Raw genomic sequence first — 23,025 nt, forward strand, 5'->3', positions numbered from 1 at the left:
GGGGCTCCCGGCGATAGGCCGCATTCTCGATTCATGGGGTACCTGAGGAGGGCCGCGGTTTGGCGCGTTCAGTGCTGCGCGTGAAGGGCCGGCGGGGACCGTGATCCCGGGCGCGGATGCATTGCCGGCAACCGCGGGCCTCAGCTCGGAAGCCGCTGCACTGCGGCTCCGGCAGGTGGGCCCGAACAAGTTGCCGCAGGTCCTCCCTGTACCCCGATGGCGCCGGCTGTTGGCCGAGTTGACGCATTTCTTCGCCGTTATGCTGTGGGTGGCGTCCGGGCTGGCCTTTGTGGCGGGGATGCCGCAGCTCGGTGTCGCGATCATAGTGGTGATCGTGGTCAACGGGCTCTTCGCCTACGCCCAGCAGGAGCGGGCGCAGCAGGCGGCGGCCAAACTCCATGAGCTCCTTCCCGCCCTGGTCTCGGTCCGCAGGGACGGCCGGATCATGAAGGTCCACACCACCGAGCTGGTGCCGGACGATGTGGCGGTGCTGGTGGCCGGTGACAGGGTGCCGGCGGACCTCGAACTGGTCATCACGGCCACCTGTTCCGTGGACGAGTCCATGCTGACGGGTGAGAGCGAGCCGGTACCCAAGGGGGAAGGTGAGACCGTCTACGGCGGGACGTTCCTGGTCAACGGCCAGGCCGAGGGCGTAGTCCTCGTTACTGGTGCCAAAACGCGGCTCGCCGAAATCGCCGCCCTAACCGGCAGGGTGGAGGCGCCGCCCAGCCCGCTGGCGCTGGAGCTGCGCAGGATCGTCCGGGTTATAGCGGCCGTCGCACTGGGCATCGGTGCGCTGTTCTTCGTGCTGTCCTTGCTGGTGGGCATTTCGTGGCGGGACGCCTTCCTCTTCGCCATCGGTGTGGCAGTTGCCTTGGTCCCGGAGGGGCTCCTGCCCACGGTGACTCTCTCCCTCGCCGTGGGGGCCCAGCGGATGGCCGGGCGAAACGCCCTGGTCCGCAACCTCCAGGCCGTGGAGACCCTGGGGTCCACAACCTTCATCTGCACGGACAAGACCGGGACGTTGACCCAGAACCGGATGAACGCCGTCGAAGTCTGGACGCCCTCCGGGATGGTGATCCTGGACGGCCAGGGCTACAGTCCGGAGGCACAGGTCTCGGGCGAAGGCATTGAGCAGGCGAGGCATCTCAGTGTTGCCGCCCTTGCCGCGTCCCAGGGGCGCGTGGTGTTGCATGAGGGACAGTGGATCGCCGAGGGCGACCCCATGGAAGCGGCGATCGACGCCCTTGCGAAGCGGCTGGCCGGCCCCGAGGGCCACCCGGAAGAGCCGACGCCGTCCCAACGGTTTGCGTTCGATCCGCGCCGTCTGCGGGAATCGGCGGTGGTGGGGACGACGCTCTACCTGAAGGGAGCCCCGGAGGCCGTCATCCCGCTGTGCTCACGGAACAGGACCGGGGCCGGCCCGGACCGGGCGCTGGAGATGGTGGAGGAGATGGCTTCCCACGGGCTGCGCGTGCTTGCCATCGCCCAGCGCGGCCTGCCGGAAGCGGCGGGAGGCCGCTACGTCCTCTCCGAGATCGAAGCCGGGTTGGAGCTCCTTGGCCTGATCGGCCTGCATGATCCTCCCCGCCATGAAGTCAGCATGGCGCTGGCCTCCGCCCGCGAGGCCGGCATCAAAGTGGCCATGGTCACCGGCGATCACGCCTTCACTGCAGCGGCCATAGCCCGGGAGACCGGGCTGATGGGCACCCCGGAACTCGTCCTGCTGGGCACCGACCTGCCCGATGACGATGCTGTCCTCGCCGCACTCCTGGACCGCGATGGGGTGGTGGTAAGCCGGGTCACGCCGGAACAGAAACTGAGAGTGGCGAGGCTGCTGCAGCACCGCGGCCATGTCCTGGCCATGACGGGGGACGGCGTGAACGACGGGCCGGCCCTGCAGCAGGCGGACATCGGAGTGGCCATGGGCCTCAGCGGCACGGATGTGGCCCGTGAAGCCGCGGACCTGGTGCTGCTGGATGACGATTTCGCCACCATTATTGCCGCCGTGGAACAAGGCCGGGCAACCTACGCCAACATCCGGCGGTTCCTGACCTACCATCTGACAGACAACGTTGCCGAGCTCACCCCGTTTGTCTTCTGGGCAATGTCCGGCGGCCGTTTTCCGCTCGCCCTGAGCGTTCTGCAGATCCTTGCCCTGGACATCGGCACCGACCTGTTGCCGGCCCTGGCCCTGGGGAGCGAGGCGCCCAGCAAGGGGGCACTCAAGCGGCCGCCGGAACGACGGCACCTGATGGACCGTGCCCTGATGTTCCGGGTGTTCGGGCTGCTGGGGCCGGTGGAGGCGCTATTCGAGATGACGGCCTATACTGCGGTGCTGCTCGGGGCGGGCTGGCATCCGGGCGGCGCCTTACCCGCCGCGGACGTCCTGGTGGCGGGATCGGGGGCGGCCTTCACCACTGTGGTGCTCGGGCAGCTGGCCAATGCGTTCGCCTGCCGAAGCGCCACCACAGCGCCGTGGCGGCTGGGCTGGTTCACCAACCGGCTGCTGGTGTGGGCCGTGCTGGCGGAGCTTGGGCTTCTGCTGGTGTTCTTGTTCGTTGGGCCCATCGCGGCGCTGCTGGGACACGCGCCGCCGTCCCCCGGTGGCCTGGTGGCGGCTCTCGCCGCGATCCCGGCGGTCCTCATCGCCGACTGGCTGTACAAGGTGATCCGGCACCGCCGCCCCGCCGCGGGCCAGGCATCAAGGTCCAAAGCCTCTGACGCGCGCCGTCCCTTCCCACAAGTATCGGTCTATAAGCCACCAAGCCGCGGGAGCAGCCATGAGTGAACGCCACGTGATGTGGTTCGACGAAATCGGTATGGCGGACGTGCCGCAGGTGGGTGGTAAGAACGCCTCGCTCGGCGAGATGACCCGTTCCCTCAAGTCCCGGGGGGTGCGGGTTCCGGACGGCTTCGCCACCACCTCTTCCGCCTACCGCGCCTTCATCGAAGCCAACAACATCGGCTCGGTGATCCGCGCCCGGATCCTTGAGTACCAGGCGGGGGAGACCTCTTTGCGCTCAACGGGCAGCGTGATCCGCGAGCTGTTCCTGGACAGCGACTTCCCCGAGGACATCGCCGAAGCCATCCGGGGCTCCTACCGCCAGCTGGTGGAACGTTCGGGGCTGGAACGGCTCGCTGTGGCGGTCCGCAGCAGCGCCACCGCCGAGGACCTGCCGGATGCCAGCTTTGCCGGGCAACAGGAGACATTCCTGAACATCACCGGTGAACGCGAGCTGATGGACGCCTGCCGCCGCTGCTACGCCTCCCTTTTCACGGACCGGGCCATCAGCTACCGGGAAATAAAGGGTTTTGACCACCTCGAGGTGGCACTGTCCATCGGCGTCCAGCGCATGGTGCGGTCCGACGTCGGCGCGTCCGGCGTGATGTTTTCCATCGATACGGATACCGGGTTCCCGCGGGCCGCAGTAATCAGCGCGGCCTGGGGCCTGGGCGAGACGGTGGTGCAGGGGAGCATCAATCCGGACAAATACATCGTCTTCAAGCCGCTCCTGGCCGAGGAAGGGCGCTTCCCCATCATCGAGAAGACCCTGGGCTCAAAGGCCCGGAAAATGATCTACAGCCAGGGCGGCTATGCACGCACCCGCACGGTGGACACCTCGGCCGTGGAACGGCGGTCCTTTGTGCTGCAGGATGCCGAGATCCTGAACCTGGCGCGCTGGGCCGTTGTGGTGGAAGAACACTACGGACGGCCCATGGATATGGAATGGGCCCGGGACGGCGAAACGGGAGAGCTGTTTATGGTCCAGGCGCGGCCCGAAACCGTCCAGGCGCTCAAGAGCGCCAGCAGGTTCACCATCCACCACCTCCGCGGCACCGGCAAGGTGCTGGCGTCCGGGGCCGCGATCGGCGATTCCATCGCACAGGGAACGGCCTGCGTCATCCGGGACACCAAGGACATCGCAAACTTCCGGGATGGCGCCATCCTGGTGACCGAGATGACGGACCCCGACTGGGTTCCCGTGATGAAGCGGGCCGCGGGCATTGTCACCGACCACGGCGGCCCCACCAGCCACGCAGCAATCGTCAGCCGGGAACTGGGAGTTCCCGCCGTCGTCGGGACCGGCAACGGCACCAGCGCCCTGCCCGAGGGGCAGGCCGTCACGTTGTCCTGCGCGGAAGGAGACCAGGGCCGGGTCTATGAGGGAACGGTGGCCTTTGACACCGAGGAAGTGGACCTCGGGGCGCTGCCGCGGACACGCACCGCCATGATGGTGAACATCGCCAGCCCCGGCGCGGCCTTCCAATGGTGGCGGCTCCCGGCCGATGGCGTGGGACTTGCCCGGATGGAGTTCATCATCAGCAACCTGATCCGGGTCCACCCCATGGCCCTGGTCCATCCGGAACGGGTCACGGATGAGCAGGAGGCCGCGCAGATCCGCGAGCTGACCAGCGCTTACGCGGACCCCAAGGAGTATTTCGTGGAGGCGCTCGCCCTGGGCATTGCCAAGATCGCCGCGCCCTACTATCCGCACCCGGTCATCGTCAGGCTCAGCGACTTCAAGACCAACGAATACGCGCACCTCGTGGGTGGCGGTTCGTTCGAGGTGCCGGAGGAGAACCCCATGCTGGGATTCCGCGGCGCGTCGCGTTATTACGATGACCGCTACCGGGAGGGTTTTGCCTTGGAGTGCGCCGCGCTCAAACGGGTGCGGGAGGCCATCGGCTTCACCAACGTCATTGTGATGGTGCCGTTCTGCCGCACGCCCGAGGAAGCGGACCGCGTCCTGGCGGTCATGGCCGAAAACGGGCTGGTGCGGGGGGATAACGGCCTGCAGGTCTACATGATGTGCGAAATCCCGTCGAACGTTATCCTGGCCGAGAAGTTCGCCCCTAAGTTCGACGGCTTCTCCATTGGGTCCAACGACCTCACCCAGCTGGTCCTGGGCGTGGACCGGGACTCGGAGCAGCTGGCGGCCCTGTTCGACGAACGGGACGACGCGGTGACCGCCATGATCAGTGAAGCCATCCGCAAGGCACACGCGGCGGGCATCAAGATCGGGATCTGCGGACAGGGACCCAGCAATCACCCCGACTTTGCGGCGTTCCTGGTGGGCGAGGGCATCGACTCGATCTCGCTCAACCCGGACAGCTACCTGAAGACCGTCCGGGTGATCGCCGCGGTGGAAACGCCCGCCTGACCCCGTACCGGCGCCATATGCCGGCCCGGGCTCAGGGACCGCAGCGCGTTCAGGATGGTGGCGAGATCCACGATCTCCTGCGACAGCGCGCCGGCAATGGCCGGCACGTAGCCGGCGGCCGCGGCCACCATCAGGCCCACGCTCAGCACGATGCCGATCCAGATGCTCTGCATGGCCACCCGGACGGTGCGCTGCCCGATGCGCACGGCCTGGGCGGCTTTGGACAGGTCGTCGAGAATGATCACGACGTCGGCCGATTCGCCGGCCGCCGTCGAGCCTCTCGCTCCCATGGCGATCCCGACGTCGGCGACGGCAAGTACGGGGGCGTCGTTGACGCCGTCGCCCACCATCATCACCGGGCGCTTCGGCAACGACTTCACCGCCTCCACCTTGTCCGGCGGGAGGCACTCCGCCCGCACCTGCGTGAGGCCGGCTTCCGCGGCAATGTGTTCCGCGGTGGCCAGCGCATCCCCGGTGAGCATCACCGTCTCGGTGACCCCCAGGGCCCGTAGCTCAGCGAGGGTACGGCGTGTTTCGGCGCGGATTGGATCGCTCATCACCAGGGCGCCGGCGAATTCGCCGCCGACGCCCACGTAGATGGCCAGCTGTCCGCTGTCCAGCTCGGTTTCCACCACTCCGGCCACGGACTCTGCCACGAAGGCAGGCTTGCCCACCACCACCTCCAGTCCGTTGAAGACCGCACGGACCCCATGGGTGGCGTGTTCAACAGCCTCGCTTGCGGTTTCAAATCCAAGGTCACGGGACTGCCCCGCCTCCATCACGGACGCCGCGAGGACGTGGGAGGAGTACTGCTCCGCGGACGCCGCCAGCCGCAGCAGTTCGTTCTCATCCATGCTCCCGGCCGTCATAATGGCCACCAGCGAAGGGCGCCCGTAGGTCAGAGTTCCCGTCTTGTCGAAGGCCGCCGTGCGGACCTTTCCGAGCTGTTCCAGCACGCCGGCGTACTTGACGATGATGCCGGACTTCGCCGCTTGCGACATGCCGCCGAGGAACGCCACCGGAGCGGCGATCAGGAGCGGACACGGGGTGGCCACCACCAGAACTTCGGCGAAACGGGTGGGGCTTCCGCTGATGATCCAGGCGATGGCGCCCAGCGCGTACGCCAGCGCGGTGAAAGGAATGGCGTACCGGTCGGCGAGCCGGACCATGGGGGCACGGCTCTCGGAAGCCTCTTTAACCAGGGCCACAATCCGGCTGTACTGGGAATCCTCCATCACTGCGGCCACCTGCATGCGGATGGCCGCCTCGCCGTTGATGGACCCGCTCATGATGCCATCCCCGGCGTAGCGCTCCACCGGCATGCTTTCCCCGGTCAGCGAGGACTCGTCGAAGGTACCGGCCTCCGAAAGCAGGATGCCGTCCAGCGGAACCACCTCTGCGGGCTTGACCAGCAGGATATCGCCCACCCGGACGTCGGTGGCGGCCACGTCCTCGTGCTGGCCGTTCTCCGCCCCGCTTCCCGGGGCGCCGGGGCCCGTTCCGTTACTGCCGGCGCCATTGCCCGCGCCGCTGCGCTCCCGGTGGGCGGTTTGCGGGACCCGGGCCAGCAGGGCGGTTAGTTCCCCCTTCGCGCGTCCGGCGGCATAGTCTTCGAGCGCGGTGCCCCCCGCCATCATCAGCACGATGATCATCGAGGCGATGAATTCGCCCACCAGGACCGTGCTGACAATTGCGGTCACGGCCAGGATGTCGATCCCCCAGTGCCCGCTGCGGAGCCTGCGGATCATGCCCACGGAAAGATAAGCCGCCACGGCGAGCGCATAGATGCTCGCCGTCAGTTGCGAAATCCACGCCTGGCCCGACATCAGCAGGATGGCTACGCCCAGCAGTGCCACCACCGTGCCCGCCACCAGCGGATACCGGAGGACAACTTTCACAGGTACACCCGCCTCGATTCGTCTACGTGCACCAATCCATTCAACCCGCCACGGACCGTTAGGGGAATAGAGGTCCCGCGCCGGTTGCCGTCCGCGCCCGTGGCTCCCGCCTGCGGCCGGGCCGTTCAGCCCTTGCGCGGGGCGCGCTGCCGTTGGGATTGTGGAGCATGTGGCCCGGGTTATCCGATGATCAGCGCAGCCGCCGCCTCCGGCTCATCGCGTTGGCCGTGGCGGTCGCACTGTCCGCTGTGGCCCTCGTCCTTGCCCTGGTCCTGTCCGCCGGCCCGCAGCCAGGTGCCCCCCAGCCGGGGGCCACCACAACCAGCGGCCGGCCGGCGGTGACCGCTCCAACCAATGGCCCGGAGACGGCGTCGGCTTCCTCCCCGCAGCGTTCGCCCACGGGGCCGGTCCCGGCGGTAAGCCCTTCCTCCGCAGCGGTGACACCGGCGCCCACTCCGGAGCCGTCGACCGGGGCGCCTCCCGTGGCTCCGGGCCCAACACCCCCGGCGGAGACCCTTCCTGCGCAGCCGCCGCCTCCTCCTCCTCCTCCTGCGGGGCCGTTCCCTGCCGCCCTTCTTGGCAAGGATGTCGAAGTCCTGCCCGGTGCCGGCGCTGTGGTTGCGCTGACGTTCGATGCCGGGGCCAATTCCGCGGCATTGCCCAGGATCCTGCAGACCCTGTCGGACAGCGGGATTCATGGAACATTCTTTGTGACCGGCGCGTGGGCGGCAGCTCACCCGGCCGAAGTGGCGGCAATTGTTGCCGCGGGCCACCGGGTGGGAAACCACTCCATGACGCATCCGTATTTCAGCCGCTTGCCGGACGACGGAATCGGGGCCGAAGTCCTGGGGGCGCAGCAGTCGATCCAGGCGGCCGGGGCGGATCCGCGGCCGCTGTTCCGGTTCCCGTTTGGTGACCGTGATACCCGGACCATCGCCGCGGTCAACAACCTGGGTTACGTTCCGGTCAGATGGACAGTGGACACCCTGGGCTGGAAGGGAACAAGCGGAGGAATCACTTCCGGCCAGGTGGCGGACCGCGTCCTGGCCGCGCTGCGGCCCGGCGAGATTGTCCTGATGCACGTCGGTTCGAACCCCGACGACGGCTCCACGCTCGACGCTGATGCCCTGCCCCGCATCATCGACCGGGTGCGCCAGGCGGGCTACGGCTTCGTGACGCTGGACAGCTTGCTGGCGGGCTAAGGGGTGCGGCTGGAAGACATAAACAGCACTAGGAGGACTTATACGAGCTATTCACATGAAGCGGTCAGCATTGGCCGATAGTTTACCGCCATGCCGTCCAAGACACTTCTCATTAATTCTGCGCTCGGCGCAGTCATCCTTGCCCTCGGGGCGGGCACGTATCTCACCGTCACCGCCGCCGGTTCCAACGTCCCGGCGGCCTCCAGCCGGAGCGTGGCCGTGGGCCGCGCCAGCATCTCGGCCGTGGCCACCGCCTCGGGCAGCGTGTCCGCCACCACGACAGTGGTGAACGCGCAGAACTGCTCCGGCCCGATCACATCCGTGCCCGTTGCCTTGGGGCAGCAGGTCACTGCCGGCCAACTGCTCTTGGCCATTGACCCCACCAACGCCCAGAACGCGTTGGACGCCGCCCAGGCCCAGCTGGACAGTGTCAGTGCGCAGGCGGGCCAACAGCAGGTGACCGCCAACAACCAGGTCTCGTCGGCAAACCAAGGCCTGGTCAACGCCCAGCAAACAGCCGCGCTCGACGCCTCGCAGCAGGCAGCCGCCGTGGCCGCGGCGCAGAAGGTGGTTGATAATGACACTGCGGCCCTTGCTGCCGCGCACGCCCAGCCCGTCCCCGCGGTCAAGCCCGCCAACTACGTGGACCCGGCTATCTCCGCCCAGGCGCAGTTGACGAAGGACCAGCAGGCGCTCGCCCAGGCCCAGAGCCAGCAGGCCGCGAGCCAGCTCAAAGACAGCCAGCAGGTCTCCACCGCGGGCGTGGCCCTGACAAACGCCCGCAACACGGCAGGGGCCGGTTCCAGCGCCAATGCAACCAGCGCGCAAATCGCGGTTGACACGGCGCAGAAGAACCTCGCCTCCTGCACGCTCAACGCTCCCGTCGCGGGCACCGTGACTGCAGTCAACGCCGTCGTCGGGGCGCTCGCCGGTTCCTCCGGATCCGGCGGCTCCACGTCAGCTTCGGGTTCGGCGTCGGGAACATCCGCCGGCTCCGCGTCCTCGGCGACGTCGGCCTCCGCCGCGTCGGCGGGCAGCGGACTGGTAACCATCAGCGACACGGCGCACCTGCAGGTGGTGGCCGGTTTTTCCGAATCGGACATTGAGAACATGAAGGTGGGGGAGACCGCGCAGTTCACCTTCCCCGCAGTCAAGGAGGACGCCGGCGCGGCGCCGGTCACCGGAAAGGTTGTCTCAATCGCCCAGACCTCCACCACCACGAACGGGGTGGTGACCTACCCCGTAACGGTTTCCGTGGACAACGCGCCGAAATCGCTGCGGCTGGGCCAAAGCGCCAACATTTCCGTCACCACCGCCACGGCGGACAACGCGCTGCTGGTTCCCACCTTGGCCATCACCACCAACGGCAACCGGCAGACCGTGAATGTCCTCAGGAACGGTACCCCCACGGGCGTACCCGTGACCACCGGCATCACCGCCAGCGGACGGACACAGGTTCTCACCGGCCTCTCCGATGGCGACCAGGTTGAGCTTCCCGCGATTTCCAGCACCCTGGACAGCGGCACCACAACGGCGCGCAACGGATTCGGGGGCCTTGGCACCGGAGGCGCCGGCGCGGGTGGAGCGGGAACAGGCGGGACACGCGGTGGTTCCGGCGGAGCCGGCGGCGCGGGCGGTTCGAACACGAGCAGCGGACGGTAGGGGGCCATGCCGTCCATCACCAACCGGCCCGTCATCGAACTGGCCGGCGTCGGGAAGGTCTACGGAAAGGGTGAAGCCGAGGTCCATGCCCTCGACGGCGTGGACATCGCCATCGAGCGAGGGGACTTCGTGGCGATCATCGGGGCCTCGGGTTCGGGTAAGTCGACCATGATGAACATCATCGGCTGCCTCGACGCGCCCACGTTCGGCAGCTACCTGCTGGACGGGATCAGGACAGGGGATCTGGACGAGTACCAACTCGCGCAAATCCGCAACCGCAAAATCGGTTTCGTCTTCCAGAACTTCAACCTCATCTCGCGAACCCGTGCCGTGGACAACGTCGCCATGCCCCTCGCCTATGCGAAGGTACGGCGGCGGGAACGGCGGGAGCGTGCGCTGGCGATGCTCGACGCCGTGGGCCTGGCCAACCGCGCCGAGCACAAGCCATCCGAGCTTTCCGGCGGCCAGCAGCAGCGGGTTGCCATTGCCCGCGCCCTGGTCACCAACCCCGTGCTGCTTCTGGCGGATGAACCAACGGGTGCACTTGACTCGCACTCCTCGGCTGAGATCCTGGATCTCTTTGACAGCCTCCATTCCTCCGGGCGGACCATCGTGATGATCACCCACGAGATGGATGTGGCCGCCCGCGCCGGGCGCGTGGTCCGCATGCAGGACGGCAGGATCATCTCCGACGAGCGCCTCAAGCCATTCGCGCAGCCGTTGCTGGCGGGTGCGCTGTGAATCTCCTGGAATCGGCGCGGTTCGCGCTCTCGGGGGTCGCGGCCAACAAGCTTCGCTCCGTGCTCACCACGCTGGGCATCCTCATCGGAATCGCGGCCGTCATCATCCTGCTCGCGGTGGGTGCCGGAACCAGCAACGCCATCAAGGACCAGATCGGCAAGCTCGGCACCAACGTGCTCACCGTCAACCGGTCGACGACCGTGGGCGCCCGCGCTGGCGCCGGAACCCAGGTTTCGGGCTCGCGTACCCGGAGCACCAACCTCACCCTGGAGGATGAACGCGCGCTGACGGACGGGGTTCTGGCTCCGGACATCGCCCAGACCGCGCCCCTGGTCCAGGCGCAGGGCGTCACGGGAACCTACAACAACGCCACGCACTCGGTGGGCAGCTTCCTGGGGACCACGCCGTCGTACTTTGCCATCAGCAACAGCACGGCGGCGGCCGGCGCGCTCTTCGGCGAAGCCGACGTCCAGGGCGCCAGCCCCGTGGCCGTCATCGGCAACACCGTGGCCTCGGATCTGTTCGGTGACAACACTGCGTCCGCGGTGGGCCAGACCATACAGCTCAACGGCCAGAACTTCACGGTGAGCGGCGTGCTCGCGGCCAAAGGGTCCAGCGGGCTCAATGACCCCGACGACGTCGTGGTGGTCCCCATGAGCGTGGCGCAGAACAAATTCACCGGCTACTCGCCGAGCCTGGCGTCCGTCGCGGTGCAGGCCAAGTCCACGGACGTGATGAACCAGGCGCAGAACGAAATCCAGATGATTCTGGACGCCCGCCACAATGTCGATTCAACCAACCGGGACTACCAGGTGAGGAACCAGGCCCAGATCCTCACCACCGCCACCAACACCACCCAGACCCTGACAACCCTGCTCGGAGCGGTGGCTGCCATCAGCCTGCTGGTGGGCGGCATCGGCGTTATGAACATCATGCTGGTGACCGTCACCGAACGGACCCGGGAGATCGGCATCCGCAAGGCCATCGGCGCCTCCAGGGGAAGTATTGTTACCCAGTTCCTGATCGAATCCCTGGTCATATCGGTGATCGGAGGTGTGCTGGGGATCGTCATCGGATTCGCCGGAAGCGCCTTCCCGGTCTTCGGTGTCCAGCCTGAAGTCCAGCCGTGGACGGTCTGGGTATCGCTTGCGGTGTCCGCCGTGATCGGTCTGGTTTTCGGTGTATATCCAGCCAACAAGGCCGCCAAGCTGCGGCCGATCGATGCCCTCCGCTACGAATAGGCCTCCCGTGAATCATTCTTCCGAATCCCATGAACCCGATTTCCCCGCGCCAAGGGACAGCTCCGCCACGGAACCCCTGGCCGTGCCCCGCTGGGGTGCGCCTCCGATAACCGCGGAAACGGACGCCGCGGAAACGGACGCCGATGACGGGCCGGACGGCGGCTATGTTCCGTTGCCCCCGGCGGCTGATGACACGTTCGTCCCTAAAGCCCGCTTCACCATGGGCCGGTCCACCAAGGCGCTGGTCTGCGTGGCATTGGTCATGGCCGGAGCCCTCGGCGGCGCCGCGGTCCAGAAGAGCATGGACGCCGGAACCCGGGGGACACGCTCAAACTTCAGTAACCTGCAGAACCCCGGCGCCGGCACGGGCGGCACCCCGGGCCAGGGCCGGCGGGGCGCAGGCACCCAGACCGGCGCCCCGGGGAACGGCACCGGGGCCGCAACGGCCACCCCGCAGCCCAGCGCCGGCAACTGACCAGCGTCCAGTGAGTGCCTTGCGGGCGGCTGAGCGGCGGGGCGGCGAATGGGGTCCAATGTCACTGGCACGGCGGCGCCGGTGCTGGTACGACTAAGCCATGACCGAGTCGCCCACCGTTGCCGCTGCGCTGGCGCCCGTTGACGCAGTCATCTTCGATATGGACGGCGTGGTCACGGACACCGCGGAGGTGCATGCCGCCGCGTGGAAGGAGCTGTTCGACGCCGCACTGCAGGACCCGCGGGTTCCCCCCGACGCGCGGAAGGATCCCTTCACCGACGTCGACTACCTGAAGTATGTGGACGGCCGCACCCGCGAGGACGGGGTGGACTCGTTCCTGCACTCTCGCGGGATCACGCTGCCGGCAGGCAGCCCGTCGGACGGGCCTGCCGAATGGACCGTTTTTGGCCTCGGCAGACGGAAGAATGATCTTTTCGAAAAAATGCTCAGCCAGCGGCGGGTTCCGGTCTTCCCGGGCACGGTCGGGCTGCTGGAGCGACTGAAGGCCGGCCGTATTCCGGTGGTCCTGGCAACGGCCAGCCGCAACGCCCGCGCCGTACTGGCGTCAGCCGGCCTTGAGGGCGCCTTCGACCTCGTGGTCGACGGCAATACGGCACGCCGCTTCGACCTCGCCGGCAAGCCGGACCCGGCACTTTTCCTCCACGCCGCCAGCCAGTTAGGGGTTGCGCCGGGCAGGGCCGTGGTGATCGAGGACGCCGTGGCCGGAGTGGAGGCGGCCCACCGCGGCGGCTTCGGGCTGGTGGTGGGCATCGACCGAGTGGGTCACCGCGCCGAGCTGGAAGCCGCGGGCGCCGACGTGGTCCTCGAGGACGTTGGCGAACTCGACATCGGACTGGTCATCGCCGATCCCTGGCTGCTGATCTATGAAGGGTTCGACCCCGCGCACGAAGGGCACCGGGAAGCGCTCACCACCCTGGGCAACGGCTACATGGCCACCCGTGGTGCGGCTCCCGAACACCGCCGGGATGCGATGCACTACCCCGGAACCTATCTCGCCGGCGTCTACAACCGGCTGGTCAGCGTCATCCAGGGGCAGGAGACCGAGGATGAGCACATGGTCAACATCCCTGACTGGCTGCCCCTGGATCTTCGCCTGGATGGCGGCCGGTGGTGGTCGGAAGGCGGCCTGACGGTCCGGGGCGAGCGGCGCACCCTGGACCTGCAGCGTGCCCTGCTCACCCGGGAGGTGTTGCTGGAGGACCACACCGGCCGGCAGCTCCAGGTGGTCCAGCGCCGGCTGGTATCCATGGCGGAACCGCACCTCGCCGCGGTGGAGATGACGCTGACGCCCCTTGGCTGGAACGGACAGGCCAGCATCCGCAGCGGCTGCGACACCAACATCACGAATTCGAATGTCGCAGTGGAGGCCCTGCTGGCCAACCGGCACCTGACGGGAGTGAAGGTCTCGGGGTCCGACGACGGCCCCGGCAGCGCCACCCAGACCGTCCAGGTCCAGACGAGCCAAAGCAGGATCGGGATCGCGCTGGCCATCCGGACGGACGTGCCCTCCAGCTTGCATCCCGCCGCCCCGGAGGAGCTTGACGGGTTGTACTCCCACCGCTTCGAGGTTGAACTCTCGAACGCGGTGCCGGTCACGGTCACCAAGACAGTAGCAGTGGCCACCTCGCGCGACCATGCGATCTCTTCACCCCGGACTGCGGCGCACACGGTCTTGGCCCGCGCCACCGGAGGGTTCGACGCGCTGCTCGCGGCGCACGAACAGGCATGGAGCGTGTTGCTCCGGCCCTTCATCATCGAGTACGGATCGTCGGCCCAGGCGCAGCTGATCCTGAACCTGCACGTCTTCCACCTGCTCCAGACCATCTCGGCGCACACTTCGGAGCTCGACGTCGGCGTTCCGGCACGCGGGCTGCACGGCGAAGGCTACCGCGGCCACATTTTCTGGGATGAGCTGTTTGTGCTGCCCCTCCTCACATCCAGGCTGCCGGCCGTGACCCGTGGCCTGCTCGACTACCGGTGGCGGCGGCTGGGCACCGCCCGCGACGCGGCGAGGGCCGCCGGACTGCGGGGTGCCATGGTCCCCTGGCAGAGCGGCAGCGACGGCCGGGAAGAGACTCCAAAGCTGTTGTTCAATCCCCGGTCGGGCCGCTGGGTGCCCGATTACTCCCACCTGCAGCGCCACGCCGGGCTGACCGTGGCCTACAATGCCTGGCAGTACTTCGAAGCCACCCAGGACCGCGCGTGGCTGACCCACCACGGAGCGGAGATGGTGGTGGAAGTGGCCCGGTTGTTCGTCTCGATGGCCCACTACGACCGCGCCGAGGACCGGTTCCACATCAGGGGCGTAGTGGGACCGGACGAGTACCACACGGGATACCCGTCCAACCCGGGCGGCGGGTTGGACGACAACGCCTACACCAATGTCATGGCGGCCTGGGTATGCGAGCAGGCGGTGTGGATCATGACGTCGGTGCGCGGCTTCGACATGGATGACTTCCGTGAGCGGCTGGGCGTCACGGCGGAGGAAATCGAGGGCTGGGCACGCTTCGGCAGGAGGGTCTACGTTCCGTTCCACGGGGAGGGGATCATCAGCCAGTTCGAAGGCTACGGGGATCTCCAGGAGCTCGACTGGGACCACTACCGCCGCACCTATTGGAACATCGAACGCCTGGACCTCATCCTTGAGTCCGAGGGCCGGAGCACCAACGAATACCAGCTGGCCAAACAGGCGGACGTCCTGATGCTGCTCTACGTCCTCGGCGAGGACCAGCTGGTCACGTTCCTGGAACGCCTTGGGTATCGAGTGACGTCCGAGCAGATTGCGCGCAACGTCGATTTCTACCTGGCGCGGACCGCCCATGGCTCCACATTGAGCAGGGTGGCGCACGCTTCGGTCCTGGCCCAGATCGATCCCGAACGGGCGTGGGCCACCTTCCGCGAGGCCCTGGATGCCGACCTTGACGACACCCAGGGCGGCACCACCCGTGCCGGAATCCACCTGGGCGCCATGGCAGGTTCCATCGACGTGGTGCAGCGAAGCTTCGCGGGGTTGCGCATCACGCGGGATGCCCTGGATTTCTCACCCCGGCTGCCCGTCGAGCTCCCCACGGTGCGCTTCCACGTCCGCTACAGGGACCAGTTGCTGGCCATTGACCTGCAGACCGAGAGATTGAGGGTTTCCGCCGCCCCCGGCGACGCGTCCCCGGTGCTGGTGCGCCTTGGCGCCGCCGAAGTCCTCCTGCATGCGGGCCAGGATCATGAATTCAGCCTGGCCGCGTCGGGCGAGGCCAGCGTCGCTTAGCCGGCCGGTGGTGAGGTGGGCCCGGCCGGGTTGGGACTATGACATGTGCAGGACTGCGGCGCCGGTAAATCGGTCCTCTGCCAGGTCCCGCAGGGCCTGGGCGGCACCCCGCAGGGGATAGGCCACCGTGGTGGGCCGCAGCGGTATGTCCGCGGCAATACGGAAGAACTCCTCGCCGTCGGCACGCGTGTTGGCGGTGACGCTGCGCAGTTGCCGCTCCTGGAACAGCTCCGAGCCGTAGTGCAGGGGCGGGATGTCGCTGAGGTGGATGCCCGCTACGGCCAGGGTCCCGCCACGGTCCAATGCGCGCAGCGCCTGCGGCACCAGCCAGCCGGCCGGGGCGAAGAGGATGGCGGAATCCAGCGGAACCGGTGGTTCGTCGTCGGCATCCCCGGCGAACGCCGCCCCGAGGTCCAAAGCGAGCCGCCGGGCGTCCTCCGAACGCGTCATGACGTAGACCTTGGCGCCCTGGTGGATGGCGACCTGGGCGGCCAGATGGGCGGAGCCGCCAAAGCCATAGATACCGAGCCGGCCGCCGTCGGGAAGCTGCGCCCGTCGGAGCGCCCGGAACCCGATGATGCCGGCGCACAGCAGCGGCGCGGCCTGTTCGTCGGAAAAGACCTCCGGTATCCGGTAGGCATAGTCCTGGTTGACCGTGACCAGGTCCGCGTAACCGCCGTCCCGGTCCCAACCGGTGAAGGTGGGGGAGAGGCACAGGTTCTCCTGGGAGCGGCGGCAGAAGCGGCATCGCCCGCAGGTCGCTCCGAGCCACGCCACGCCCACACGTTCGCCGACGCTGAACCGGTTGGCCCCTTCACCCAGTTCAACCACCTCGCCCACCACCTCGTGGCCCGGAACCACATTCGGCTGGCGTGGCTGAAGGTCGCCTTCGGCCAGATGAAGGTCCGTCCGGCACACCCCGCACACACGCACGGCCAGCAGTACCTCCCCGGGCTCCGGGCTCGGATCGGGGCGCTCGCCGAAGACCAGGGGCCGGCCTGTTATGGGGCCGGGGTTCGCAACCCACCATGCACGCACCGCACACTTCCTGTTCTTCGGGCACTCACCGCGTGATCATCACATTGCACAACGCCCGCTCAAGGGCCGCGGACACCGTGCTGCCGGGGTGGCCTTCGCGGTGGTGGGCCCCGAGGACCAGCACGTCCGCATGGGCGGCGGCGGTCAGCAGTTCCTTGGAGGCCGGATGTCCCTCCACAAGGGTGCCGTCCACCTCGAGTCCCGGCGATAACCTGCGGGCCAGATCCACCGTGTGGTCCAGCAGTTCCTGACCGTGCAGCGGCGCGTGTCGTCCATGGGGTTCGTGATCGTGCTCCCCGTGGTGGCCGGGGTCAACATGGATCAGCTGCAGCGGAACCCTCAGCGCCACGGCCAGGGTGGCCGCGTCCGCCACCACCGCCTCGCACCGTGCCGAGGAATCAATTCCGGCCGCCACGGGCAGCCCGGGGCGGCCGGGGTAACGGATCACCATCAGGGGGCACCGGGCGGTAACGGCGAGGTCCAGGCATGCCGAACCCACGAGTTGACCGAGCAGGCGGCCCATTCCGCGGTGCCCCACCACCAGGAGGGCCGCATCCTGCGAGGCTTCCCGAAGGACCTGTGCGGGCAGGCCGGCTTCGATGGACCCTTCAACGTCCAGTTCATTGGAGACTGCGCGGGCCGCCGCCACCCCCTCGGCCAGGATGACCTCCGCGGCATGCCGCAGCCCGCTGCCCTGCACCCCTTTTACAGGGCCCAGGTTCTTGGTGAACATGGGCCAGACCCAGGCATGAACCACCCGGAGGCTTCGTCCGGTGGCCACGGCATGCCCGGCGGCCCAGCGGACCGCCAGCTGCGACGGCTCCGAGCCGTCGTAGCCCACGGCGATGGCGGAGCCTTGGCGCCCGTCTGCTGGTGCCGGCATAGGACCTCCCCTTGTAGGCGGTGCCGGAGCTGTGTCCACCAAGTAGAGACCCGGGCCGGGGTTCACGCTAGGGGCTTTGGTCCCGCCCCTGGCTGGGTCCGCTGAGCCCCGGACCGGTCAGCTGCTTTCGTCGTCCCGGCGCAGGCGGTCGTGCTGTTCGCGCAGGTCACGGCCGCGCCGGACGTCCTCTTCCTCACGGAGCTGGAGCTTGTCGCTCTGTTTGGTATCCCGCGGGGGCAGCTGAATGGTTTCCTCTGCCTCGATTCCCGCCTGCAGCTGGCGCCCGCGCTCGGTCTCGGCGTCGAACTCGGCGCCGAACAGCAGGGACATGTTCAGGATCCAGAGCCAGAGCAACGCAATGATGACTCCACCGATTGCGCCGTAGGTCTTGTTGTAGCTGTTGAAGTTGGCCACGTAGAAGCCGAACGCAAGGGAGGCCAGCAGGAAGACCACAAGGGCGATGGCGGATCCCATGCTCATCCAGCGGAATTTCGGTTGTTTGACGTTGGGGGTGGCGTAGAAGAGGATGGCGATCGCCACGATGACCAGCACCAGCATCACCGGCCATTTGGCGATGTTCCAGACAGCAAGGAAGGCCCCGCCCAGACCAATGACATTGCCCACGGACTCTGCCACGGGCCCGCTGAGCACAAGCATCGCGGCCAGCAAGACGACGATCAGCAGATTGATGACAGTTACGCCGAGCATAGTGCCCCGGAGCTTGAGGAACGGGCGGCCCTCATCGACCTCGTACACCCGGTTCATGGCCCGGCCGAAGGCTCCAACGTAGCCGGACGCGGACCAGAGGGCGGTGAGCAGGCCCAGGATCAGGGTGAAGCCTGCAGCCGAGGAGCTTGCCAGCTCTTCGACCATCGGCCGGATCGTTTTCACTGTCTCACCCGGGGCGATGCCCTGGACGATGTCGAGCAGGCCGGACGTGGTCTTCTGCGCGTCCCCGAAAATGCCGAGCAGGGACACCAGCGCCAAAAGCGCGGGGAAGATGGAGAGCACCGAGTAGTACGTCAGGGCAGCGGCGAGGTCCGGACACTGGTCCCTGGTGAACTCCCGCAGCGTTTTCCTGGCGATGTACTGCCACGATGGTTTGGTGACGTCGGTGGGGCTGTCCGGCTTGCGGGTGTCGTCCGGAGCGGGCGCTGTGCGCGCCTTGGCGGTGCTGCTTTCCCCGGTTTCGGCGGTCGTGTCGTTCTTCTCAGCGGCGGGGTGCTGGGACATCGGAAATATCCTCGAATCTGCCGGCAAGGGAGAGCCGGCATGGGTAATGGGAGGGGCCGGGAGGATCCTTGAATCCGAGTGCAACCCGGATTCTCAAGGACGCGCAGCCGGCCCCTTCAGCGATCAGGCGTTCTGAACGTTGTCCTTGGCATCTTCGGCGCGGTACCTGACATCCTCCACCGCGGTCTGGCCCTCGGCCTTGACGTGTTCGGTGGCGTCGGTGGCTGTAGCTTTGACGTTTTCCATGGCTTCCTGCGCCGGCTCTTTGAGGCCCTGCGCAACGTCCTTGGCGGCTTCGGTCAGTTCCGAGGTCATGGGTTCAGCGGCCGTCTTCAGGGCGTCAGCTGCTTCGCGCTCCTTCTCGCTCGCGGGGATCAGGGACGAGAGCAACATGCCCGCTCCGAAAGCAATGAGGCCGGCGGCCATCGGGTTGCCCTGCGTCTTGTACTTGACCTGCCGGGGAGCCTCGCCCAGGGCGGGGCCGGCGCCGCTGGTCCCGGAATGCATGGTGTCCTTTGCATGGTCTGCGGCTCCCATGACTTTCTCCTTCACTCCGAAGACGGCGTCCTTCACTGTTTCCTTGGCCTTGTCCGTCTGCCGGTGGACGATGTTAGATGGTGTGACTTTGTCCGCCACGGCGTCGACGTTGGTGCCAAGCCGTGCGCGGGTTGTCTCAATGTCCGCGCGGATGGCGTCCGGGTTTTCAGTCATCGTGTTTCCTCGCTCGGTCTAGGTGTTGGGCTTGAGGGTGGGCGGAATTTCCTGAAGCGTCTCCGCCGTCCGGGGCATGCCTTGGACGGTCTTGAGTTCCTTGCGGCCCACGGAGGCCAGGACGGCCGCAATGATCGCCCAGATAACGGCGACGACGACGGCGGACCAGCCGAGCCCCATCATTGTTCCCAGCGCCCACCAGAGCGCCAGGGACAGGAACAGGAGGACAAAGTGGCCCGCCACGCCGGCGCCGGCCAGCATGCCACTGCCCTTGCCTGCGCGGCTTGCCGACTGCTTCAGCTCCGCCTTAGCAAGCTCCACTTCCTGGCGCATCAAGGTGGAGAGGTCCTTGGTGACGTCTCCCAGGAGCTCTCCAAGGGAGGCGTTGTCCGCCTTGATGTGGGCCGCAGTTGGCGGAGTCTCTGGAAGCTGGCTGCTCATCGCCGGCCCCCTCCGAAGGGATCATCGCGGTAGTCGTCCTCCGGCCGCTCGCCCGTAATGGGCTCCTGGGCCGCGTCCGCCTGCGGTTCGTCCGCCCACTGGTCCTGCTGCGTGCCCTCGGACGCCAGCGGGTTCGGCGGGTAGGTCCCTGCTCGCGTCTGGTCCGCATACCGGGTTTCGCCATGCTGGGCGTCCCCGTACACGTTTTCGTCGCGGAGTCCGCCTCCGGTTCCGGTCATTCCCGCAGTGGTGACGTCGGGCCCGGGCAGTTGCACGGGCGGCGGGGGAACCGCCGTGCCCGCTCCCGGGACGCGGGTGACAGGGGTGGACGCAGTAGTGCCGGAAGCCGCAGTGCCGGAACGGGTCTCCGGTGCACCGGCGCTGAGGCTGCGCGTGAGCCTGCCGGCAAGGATGCCAGCGCCGGCGGCGAGCATCAGGAAGGTCCCTGGGCGCTGGCGTGCGAAGGACTTCATCTCATTCAGCAGCGAGCCCGGATCCCGCCCGTCCAGCCAGGCGGCAACCGAGGAGGAACGCTCGGCGGCCTGGCGCACCAGATCGGTGGCGACACCGGGCTGCTCCGAGGCCGCGGCCATCGAGTGCAGCTCGCTGGAGATGGACCGTAGTCCCTGGGCCACCTTCTGCTGTTGCGCCCCGGCCTGGTCTGAAAGGTCCGCCCTGGCCTGGTAGAGGAGGTCCTTGGCGTTGGTTTTGACCTCGGCGGCGACGTTAGCGGCCTCGGCCTTCGCGGTCTCAGCCACGTTCTGGGCCGATTCGGTGGCCTGCTGGCGTACTTCGCCAGCTTCGCCCTTGGCGACGTCGGTCTTTGACGGCGCCGGCTCGGCGCTTACCGGAGCGGCTTCGGTTTCCACCGGATATACCGGATCACCGGGGTAGGCCTGGTCCTGCTCGAGTGCGGTCTGCCTTGTGGCCGGAGGAGTGCCGTAGCTGCCATCCTGCGGCCATTGGTTCTCTGTCATCTTCGCTCTCTCTTTCCAAGAAGGTCGGCTGCTGATCAAGAACCAGCAATACTGGCCTTAAAATAGTAAGCATGATTACTATCCGATGGTAAGTACCCTGAGCAAAGTTCTTTTGGCCATTGTTTTATAAGCAACCTTATGGTTTTCTACTGCTAAGTCTTGCCGCAGGCTTTCGAACGCTCCAATGTTCAAGGGACGAACGATCATGCCCGACTACCATCAGTATCCTCCGCAGGGCCACACGGGATCGTGGCCGGTTGCAACAGAAGAGGGCCAAGCCGGGCCGCCGTCAGCAGGTCCATCCTCCGCGGGCCGGATCCAGCAGGCCTTCGAGAACCATCTGGTGCTGGACTACCTGGACCTCGCGGAGGCTTTGGCCGCCCGCTATGCCCTGAGGGGACGAGAACGTGCCGACCTGAACCAGGTGGCCTACCTGGGGCTGGTCAAGGCCGCCCGCGGCTTCGATGAGAAGCTGGGGGGCAGCTTTCCGGCGTACGCGGCGCCCACCATCACCGGCGAACTCAAACGGTATCTTCGGGACCGCTGCTGGGTGGTGCGGCCGCCGCGGCAGGTCCAGGACCTCCGCACGCAGCTCCTCCGGGCGGAGCCGGAGCTGACGCAGTCCCTGGGCCGTCCGCCCACCGAGGATGAGCTTGCCCGGGAACTCGGTGCGAGTCCCGCCGCTGTCCGCGAAGCGACTGCCGCCGGCGGGAGCATGCGGCCCGACTCCCTGGACGCCGTCGACGGGGACGGCGAGGCGCGTTCCCTGGCGGAAACCCTTCCCGCCCAGGACGTGCCGCTCGAGCGCCTGGAGGACATGATGTGCCTCAACCAGGCCATCCGCGAACTGGGGGCAGAGGACCGGGAACTGCTGTACCGGCGCTACTTCTGCGAAGAAAGCCAGGCGGAGCTGGGGAGACGGTTTGGAGTCTCGCAGATGCAGGTGTCACGGCGGCTCTCACGCGTGCTCGTCAGGCTCCAGGGGCAGCTTTCGGAGGCGGACGCTCACAGCAAACCGAGCCCGCGGACGGCCCCCAGAACATCGTGAGCCGAAACCGCAAGGAGCGCCGGATCGGGATCCGGGGAGAACGTTTCCCCGCGCCGAAATTCCGGTCTCGTCAGCACCACGTGGGGACCAGGCGGGGGCCCCCATTCCTCGGGGGGAGCAGGTCCGAACAGCACCACTGACGGACGGCTGTAGGCCGTGGCCAGATGGGCGGCGCCGGTGTCGGCGGAGATCACCAGCCGCGCCCTGGCAATCAACGCCGCGAATTCCTGAAGGCGCTGCCTGCCGGCGAGGACGCTTTCATCGGGCAACCCTGCGGACCGGGCCACGCTGAGCGCCCGATCCCGTTCCGCGGCGCTACCCGTGAACAGCACCCGGTGCCCCCTGTCCCGCAGCCGGGAGGCCACGAGCGCAAAGCGGTCCTCCGGCCACAGCCTGCTGCCGTAGGCCGCGCCAACGTGGACAACGGTGGCAGCGGGCCAGTTGCTTGGGGCCAGCGGAACAGCAAGCCTGACATCGAGGGGATCGGCCTCGATGCCGTGCCACGCCAGGAGCCGCACCCACCTCTCGCGCTCATGGAGGCCGTCCACCCAGCGAGGTCCCCGGCTGATGTCCGAGCTGTGCGAAATGGTCCGTCTCGGCTCGATGGCCTGGATCCGCGACTCGCTCTCCGGCCCACGGCCATGCAGGTTCACGGCCACATCCACCGTCCCCGGCGGCACGGCAAGTGGCACATCCAAGCCGTGGGTTGGGAGCAGTTCGTACCCGCCCACCAGCTCGAGCGCATCCGCGAGCCAGCCCTGGGCGGCATACATCAGCCGGTGGCCCGGAAAAGCGCGGCGCAGCGCGTGCAGGGCGGGCACCGCGACCAGAAGGTCGCCGAGTTTCAGTGCCCGCAGCACCAGCAATGCGGGCCGGTCATCATGTCCTGCCGACTTTCCCATGCTGCTACTTCCCTCCCCGTACTTCCCTCCCCGTCACGCCCAGCCTGCGTGCTTTTTGGAGGAGTCTAGTCCGAAGAAGCGCGGCCATGCTGTTTAGCGGAGGCCCGGGCGGGGAACTACGTCCC

17 protein-coding genes are annotated in these 23,025 nt (G+C 67.5%); 9 read left to right on the top strand and 8 right to left on the bottom strand.

What is annotated here, in order from left to right:
• Nucleotides 1-100: 100 nt before the first annotated feature.
• Nucleotides 101-2,791, top strand: coding sequence for a cation-translocating P-type ATPase (locus ACP4XC_RS02420; RefSeq protein WP_427173304.1), 2,691 nt, complete (start codon nucleotides 101-103; stop codon nucleotides 2,789-2,791).
• Nucleotides 2,784-5,165, top strand: coding sequence for a phosphoenolpyruvate synthase (ppsA, locus tag ACP4XC_RS02425; RefSeq protein WP_427173306.1), 2,382 nt, complete (start codon nucleotides 2,784-2,786; stop codon nucleotides 5,163-5,165). The genes ACP4XC_RS02420 and ppsA overlap by 8 nt, the downstream gene beginning before the upstream one ends.
• Here ppsA and ACP4XC_RS02430 read toward each other — a convergent pair.
• Complete coding sequence (locus tag ACP4XC_RS02430; RefSeq protein WP_427173308.1) at nucleotides 5,117-7,063, bottom strand: heavy metal translocating P-type ATPase; 1,947 nt, start codon at nucleotides 7,061-7,063, stop codon at nucleotides 5,117-5,119. The genes ppsA and ACP4XC_RS02430 overlap by 49 nt on opposite strands.
• Nucleotides 7,064-7,230: 167 nt before the next feature.
• Between ACP4XC_RS02430 and ACP4XC_RS02435 the strand changes: the two genes are divergently transcribed.
• The 6 genes from ACP4XC_RS02435 to ACP4XC_RS02460 all read left to right on the top strand — a co-directional run bounded on the left by ACP4XC_RS02435 (nucleotide 7,231) and on the right by ACP4XC_RS02460 (nucleotide 15,667).
• Complete coding sequence (locus tag ACP4XC_RS02435; RefSeq protein ID WP_427173309.1) at nucleotides 7,231-8,265, top strand: polysaccharide deacetylase family protein; 1,035 nt, start codon at nucleotides 7,231-7,233, stop codon at nucleotides 8,263-8,265.
• A 90-nt stretch (nucleotides 8,266-8,355) separates the two neighbouring features.
• Complete coding sequence (locus ACP4XC_RS02440; RefSeq protein WP_427173310.1) at nucleotides 8,356-9,927, top strand: efflux RND transporter periplasmic adaptor subunit; 1,572 nt, start codon at nucleotides 8,356-8,358, stop codon at nucleotides 9,925-9,927.
• Nucleotides 9,928-9,933: 6 nt separating this feature from the next.
• On the top strand, nucleotides 9,934-10,668 hold the full coding sequence (locus ACP4XC_RS02445) for an ABC transporter ATP-binding protein (protein ID WP_427173311.1): 735 nt from the start codon (nucleotides 9,934-9,936) through the stop codon (nucleotides 10,666-10,668).
• On the top strand, nucleotides 10,665-11,909 hold the full coding sequence (locus ACP4XC_RS02450) for an ABC transporter permease (protein ID WP_427173312.1): 1,245 nt from the start codon (nucleotides 10,665-10,667) through the stop codon (nucleotides 11,907-11,909). Before ACP4XC_RS02445 ends, ACP4XC_RS02450 begins: the two co-directional genes overlap by 4 nt.
• Nucleotides 11,910-11,916: 7 nt before the next feature.
• Nucleotides 11,917-12,384, top strand: a complete 468-nt coding sequence (locus tag ACP4XC_RS02455) for a hypothetical protein (protein ID WP_427173313.1) — start codon at nucleotides 11,917-11,919, stop codon at nucleotides 12,382-12,384.
• A 100-nt stretch (nucleotides 12,385-12,484) separates the two neighbouring features.
• Nucleotides 12,485-15,667, top strand: a complete 3,183-nt coding sequence (locus ACP4XC_RS02460; protein WP_427173314.1) for a beta-phosphoglucomutase family hydrolase — start codon at nucleotides 12,485-12,487, stop codon at nucleotides 15,665-15,667.
• Between the two features lie 36 nt (nucleotides 15,668-15,703).
• On the opposite strand, the gene ACP4XC_RS02465 is transcribed toward ACP4XC_RS02460, so the two are convergent.
• The 6 genes from ACP4XC_RS02465 to ACP4XC_RS02490 all read right to left on the bottom strand — a co-directional run bounded on the left by ACP4XC_RS02465 (nucleotide 15,704) and on the right by ACP4XC_RS02490 (nucleotide 20,950).
• Nucleotides 15,704-16,705 carry a zinc-dependent alcohol dehydrogenase family protein gene (locus ACP4XC_RS02465; protein ID WP_427173315.1) on the bottom strand — a complete coding sequence of 334 codons (1,002 nt, stop codon included), beginning with the start codon at nucleotides 16,703-16,705 and terminating at the stop codon, nucleotides 15,704-15,706.
• Nucleotides 16,706-16,730: 25 nt separating this feature from the next.
• Nucleotides 16,731-17,588: a universal stress protein gene (locus tag ACP4XC_RS02470; protein ID WP_427173316.1), complete on the bottom strand. Its 858-nt coding sequence runs from the start codon at nucleotides 17,586-17,588 to the stop codon at nucleotides 16,731-16,733.
• Between the two features lie 117 nt (nucleotides 17,589-17,705).
• A complete protein-coding gene (locus ACP4XC_RS02475) occupies nucleotides 17,706-18,821 on the bottom strand; it encodes a YihY/virulence factor BrkB family protein (protein WP_427173317.1) in 1,116 nt (371 codons plus the stop codon).
• A 123-nt stretch (nucleotides 18,822-18,944) separates the two neighbouring features.
• Nucleotides 18,945-19,532, bottom strand: a complete 588-nt coding sequence (locus ACP4XC_RS02480; protein WP_427173318.1) for a DUF3618 domain-containing protein — start codon at nucleotides 19,530-19,532, stop codon at nucleotides 18,945-18,947.
• A gap of 18 nt (nucleotides 19,533-19,550) precedes the next feature.
• Nucleotides 19,551-19,973, bottom strand: coding sequence for a phage holin family protein (locus tag ACP4XC_RS02485; protein ID WP_427173319.1), 423 nt, complete (start codon nucleotides 19,971-19,973; stop codon nucleotides 19,551-19,553).
• Nucleotides 19,970-20,950, bottom strand: coding sequence for a hypothetical protein (locus ACP4XC_RS02490; RefSeq protein WP_427173320.1), 981 nt, complete (start codon nucleotides 20,948-20,950; stop codon nucleotides 19,970-19,972). The genes ACP4XC_RS02485 and ACP4XC_RS02490 overlap by 4 nt, the downstream gene beginning before the upstream one ends.
• Nucleotides 20,951-21,155: 205 nt before the next feature.
• On the opposite strand from ACP4XC_RS02490, the gene ACP4XC_RS02495 reads away from it, so the two are divergent.
• Complete coding sequence (locus tag ACP4XC_RS02495) at nucleotides 21,156-21,998, top strand: sigma-70 family RNA polymerase sigma factor (RefSeq protein WP_427173321.1); 843 nt, start codon at nucleotides 21,156-21,158, stop codon at nucleotides 21,996-21,998.
• On the opposite strand, the gene ACP4XC_RS02500 is transcribed toward ACP4XC_RS02495, so the two are convergent.
• Nucleotides 21,956-22,900, bottom strand: coding sequence for a glycosyltransferase family 9 protein (locus ACP4XC_RS02500; protein WP_427173322.1), 945 nt, complete (start codon nucleotides 22,898-22,900; stop codon nucleotides 21,956-21,958). The genes ACP4XC_RS02495 and ACP4XC_RS02500 overlap by 43 nt on opposite strands.
• Nucleotides 22,901-23,025 lie beyond the last annotated feature (125 nt).

Origin of the sequence: Arthrobacter sp. 92 (assembly GCF_050260325.1) — a bacterium.
In the GTDB taxonomy this organism is placed as follows: Bacteria; Actinomycetota; Actinomycetes; order Actinomycetales; family Micrococcaceae; genus Arthrobacter.